Origin of the sequence: uncultured Cardiobacterium sp., from assembly GCF_938028185.1 — a bacterium.
Lineage (GTDB): Bacteria > Pseudomonadota > Gammaproteobacteria > Cardiobacteriales > Cardiobacteriaceae > Cardiobacterium.
In genome coordinates this window covers 1-3,818 of record NZ_CALJAH010000328.1, presented here as the reverse complement: position 1 = coordinate 3,818, position 3,818 = coordinate 1, and the positions used below count along the sequence as shown (strand labels likewise).

General features: G+C 63.4%; 4 protein-coding genes. All 4 read left to right on the top strand.

Annotated elements, in window-relative coordinates; translation table 11 throughout:
• Positions 1-122 precede the first annotated feature (122 nt).
• The 4 genes from Q0349_RS09685 to Q0349_RS09670 all read left to right on the top strand — a co-directional run bounded on the left by Q0349_RS09685 (position 123) and on the right by Q0349_RS09670 (position 3,576).
• A complete protein-coding gene (locus Q0349_RS09685; protein ID WP_298080690.1) occupies positions 123-1,361 on the top strand; it encodes a tetratricopeptide repeat protein in 1,239 nt (412 codons plus the stop codon).
• A gap of 7 nt (positions 1,362-1,368) precedes the next feature.
• A complete protein-coding gene (locus Q0349_RS09680; RefSeq protein WP_298080689.1) occupies positions 1,369-2,088 on the top strand; it encodes a SprT family zinc-dependent metalloprotease in 720 nt (239 codons plus the stop codon).
• 87 nt (positions 2,089-2,175) lie between these two features.
• Positions 2,176-3,300 carry an N-acetylglucosamine-6-phosphate deacetylase gene (nagA, locus tag Q0349_RS09675; protein ID WP_298080687.1) on the top strand — a complete coding sequence of 375 codons (1,125 nt, stop codon included), beginning with the start codon at positions 2,176-2,178 and terminating at the stop codon, positions 3,298-3,300.
• Positions 3,301-3,336: 36 nt separating this feature from the next.
• On the top strand, positions 3,337-3,576 hold the full coding sequence (locus Q0349_RS09670; protein ID WP_281839907.1) for a hypothetical protein: 240 nt from the start codon (positions 3,337-3,339) through the stop codon (positions 3,574-3,576).
• Positions 3,577-3,818 lie beyond the last annotated feature (242 nt).

The following is a 3,818-nucleotide window of genomic DNA, read 5'->3' as shown; positions in this document are numbered from 1 at the left end:
CCTCGGTGTAAACAACGTGTTTAGGTTAAAGTGTAAACAAGGTCTGTGTTCTACCGATGGGGTTAACCCGCATACCTCGTTACCCAATAAAACAACCCGCAAACCCGCTCTAAAGGAACCCCATGAAAACCCCGCTCCTCCTCGCCCTCCTTCTGGCCGTCCCGCTCGCCCACGCCGATGACGACACCGCCCAATGCGACCGCGCCGCCGACCCGCTGCACCCCGGCAACCCGTCCGGCGTGCGTGGCGTCGAACAACCGCCACGCTTTGACGACGACAACACCGCCTGGGACACACTGCGCCTTGCCTGCGAAAACAGCTACGCCGCCCACCCGGACACCCCGCGCTACGCCTACCAGCTCGCCCGCCTCTACCAGGCACGCGACTACAACGTCTCCGCCGAGAAATACCTGAAAACCGCCGCCGAACAGGGCGACCCGCTCGCACAAAACGCCTACGGCAACACCCTGAACGACCAGGGCTATGACGGCAGCGAATGGCTGGAAAAAGCCGCCGCACAAGGGTTCGTCCCGGCGATGGAAGCCCTCGGCGACCACTACCACGACGAAGAAAACAGCGACCCCGACCAGGCACGCGACTGGTACCAAAAAGCCGCCGAAGCAGGCAGCGCCCGCGCCGCCTGGAAACTGGGCGACCTCCTGCAAGCCGGACAACCCGAACAGGCGCGCGACTGGTACCAAAAAGCCGCCGCGGGCGGTGAACTGCACGCCGCGCTGCGCCTCGGCGACCATTACCGCGACAGCGACCCCGCCAAAGCGCGCACCTATTACCAAGCCGCCACCGCCCTCGGCGAAGCCGAAGCCCACTACAAACTCGCCGAACTGCTGCGACAAAGCGAGCCCAAAACCGCGCGCGAACACTACCGCAAAGCCGCACTCATCAACTACGACAGCACCAAAAGCGACGCCAAAGCGGCCACCGCCCTCGGTGACATCTACCGCCACGGCGAAAACGTGCCGCAAAACCTGACCGAAGCCTACAGCTGGTACAGCATGGCGGGCAGCATCCCGGCAAACATGGCGCTGGCGGCGATGTTTGAGAACGGCGAAGGCGTTGCGGCCGACCGCGAACGCGCGCGCCTGCTCTACCAGCGCGTCAGCGAAAACTACGACTACCAAATCGAACCCAACCCGCAGGACACCCCCGCCGTCGCCCTGGCTTACCAAAAACACGCTGACCTTGCCGACGCCGACACCCCGGCAGAAGAGCGCAAAGCGGACTACCGCCAGTCGCTGCGCCTCGGCAACGACGCCGCCATCGAAAAACTGCGCGCCCTCGGCGAACCACCGTACGACATCAACCAAATCCTCAACGAACGGCGACAACTGCGCGGCGAATAAAGCGCGCATGAAACCCGCCATTCTCGACATCCCGCACGCCGGACAAACCTGGCGCATCCACTGCCGACCGCCGCGACGCAACAACCGCCGCCTGCGCCTGACCGTGGAAGCCGACGGCAACATCTACCTCTCGCACCCGCCGCGCAGCAAGACAGAAGACATCCTGCGCTTCATCCACGAACACCTCGACTGGCTGGCCGCGCGCGCCCGCTCGCTGGAAACACAGGCGGCGCGTCCCTCGCCCTACGCCGACGGCAGCACGCACTGGCTCCTGGGCGTGCCGCTGCGCCTCGTGCTGCGCGACACCGCCGCGCGCGACATCCACCGCGCAGGCGACAGCCTGATTGCCGTCCGCAGCGACGCGGCGACACTTGCCGCCGCCTTCCGTCGCTTCCACCAGACACAAAGCGCCGCCCATTTGCCCGGCATGGTCGCGTTTGAAGCGGCGCGCTGCCCGTGGGTGCGCGCACTGCCGCCGCTGCGGTACCGCGCGATGCGCCGCAGTTGGGGCAACTGCCGCCGCGACGGCATCCTCACCCTGAACAGCCGCCTCATCCAGTACCCGCCCGCGCTAATCGCGCACGTCATCATTCACGAACTCTGCCATTTACAGGAACACAACCACAGCCCCGCCTTCTACGCGCTGATGCAGGCGGTGCAGCCGGACTGGCGGGCGCGCAAGACGGCGCTGGAACACTTCCGCCGGGCGCACGGCACGCTGATGTGAGCACCGCATCTGCCCACTGCCCGCACCCGCCGGGATGAGCCAATCGGCGTACAATGCCCGCACCATTTATCACCACGGAGACACACCATGAAAACCGCATACACCGGCGCCCGCATCTATCACCGCGACGTGCTGCTCGAAGGCCACGCCCTGCTCGTGGAAAACGACAAAACCCTCGCCGTTGCCGCCATGGGCGACATCCCGGCAGACGCTACCGTGCATCACCTCGGCGGCGGCATCCTCAGCCCCGGCTTCATCGAAACACAGGCAAACGGTGGCGGCGGTTATCTGGTGAACCAGCACTGTGACGCAGAAGGTCTGGCGCACATTCTCGCCGCGCACCGCACCTATGGCACCGTCGCCATGCTGCCGACCTTCATCTGCGACACGCAGGACAACTACCTGCGCGGCATCGCAGCTATTGCCGAAGCAAGCCGCCATGTGCACGGCATCCTCGGCGGCCATTTCGAGGGCCCCTTCATCCATCCGGAAAAACACGGTACACACGACCCGCGCCTCATCCGCGCCCCCGATGACAAAGACTTCGCCTGCTACGAAAAATACGCCGCCGACCTGCAACACAGCATCATCTCGCTGGCGCCGGAACGCGTCCCGGCGGGCACCGTTCGCCGCATCCGCGAGCTTGGCATCCGCGTTAACGCCGCGCACACCATGGCGGCGAAAGCCGATATGCAGCGCGCTTTCGCCGAAGGTCTCGGCGGCGTCACCCACCTCTATAACGCCATGCCGCCGCTGGTGGGTCGCGAACCGGGCGTTATCGGCAGTGCCGCCGAACTGCGCCTCTACTGCGGCATCATCGCCGACGGCGTCCACAGCGACCCGTATTCGCTCGCCGCCGCCTGCAAACTCATCGGCAAAGACCGCCTTATCCTCGTCACCGACTCGATGCACACCATCGGCACGGATATCCGCGAATTTACCCTGCCGGGCGGGGTGCGCGTCTTCGTCGAAAAAGACCGCCTGGTCAACGAACACGGCTCGCTTGCCGGCGCGCACGTCACCCTGCTGCAATGCGTGCAAAACGCCATCCGCTACATGCACCTCGCGGTAGAAGACGCGCTCGGCATGGTCATCACCAACCCCGCGCGCTACCTTGACCGCCCTGATCTGGCGCGCATCACCCGTCGCGATGTGAACGACGTGCTGTGGCTGAGCGATGCAATGCAGTTGCAGGCATTACCGACCACATAACATCACCCCGCTTCACCACAACCAAGAGAGGTCCTTATGAAAACCACGACACCACTGACGATTGCCTTGCTCTCCCTCAGTGCTCTCGCCGCCTGTGGCGGTGGTGGAGGCCGCGAAAACTTTATCGCACCGCCACCGCCGGAAACCCCTGCTATGCCGGATGCCTCGGACAGCTCGACCGCCACCCCGGCGCCGACGACGGAAGATCCGCGTAGCTATTGGACCAAAGAGCGGATGCAAAATGCCCAACCCGCGCCAATGCCGGGAATGCCATAAATACTGGCGTCGCCAAGCGGCGTGATTACCGGATTTGCCGCTGATGCGATAGCTTCAACCCCTCACTTATAAAGCGAGGGGTTTTTTATGGTGTCTAACTTCATTCACGACAAAACTTGCCAAGCGAGGCGTATAGGACAAAATGGAGGCTGTTTTAGAGGACATTGCTTCTATAGGACAAAATGGAGGCTATTAGCCTTCTTTGACGGAGAAATAATCCTTTATAAACCTTATCTTATTCA

Bases quoted from the DNA above. Each gene is read 5' to 3' on its own strand.
- Q0349_RS09685 (WP_298080690.1), top strand. From the start codon at position 123: ATGAAAACCCCGCTCCTCCTCGCCCTCCTTCTGGCCGTCCCGCTCGCC.
- Q0349_RS09680 (WP_298080689.1), top strand. From the start codon at position 1,369: ATGAAACCCGCCATTCTCGACATCCCGCACGCCGGACAAACCTGGCGC.
- nagA (WP_298080687.1), top strand. From the start codon at position 2,176: ATGAAAACCGCATACACCGGCGCCCGCATCTATCACCGCGACGTGCTG.
- Q0349_RS09670 (WP_281839907.1), top strand. From the start codon at position 3,337: ATGAAAACCACGACACCACTGACGATTGCCTTGCTCTCCCTCAGTGCT.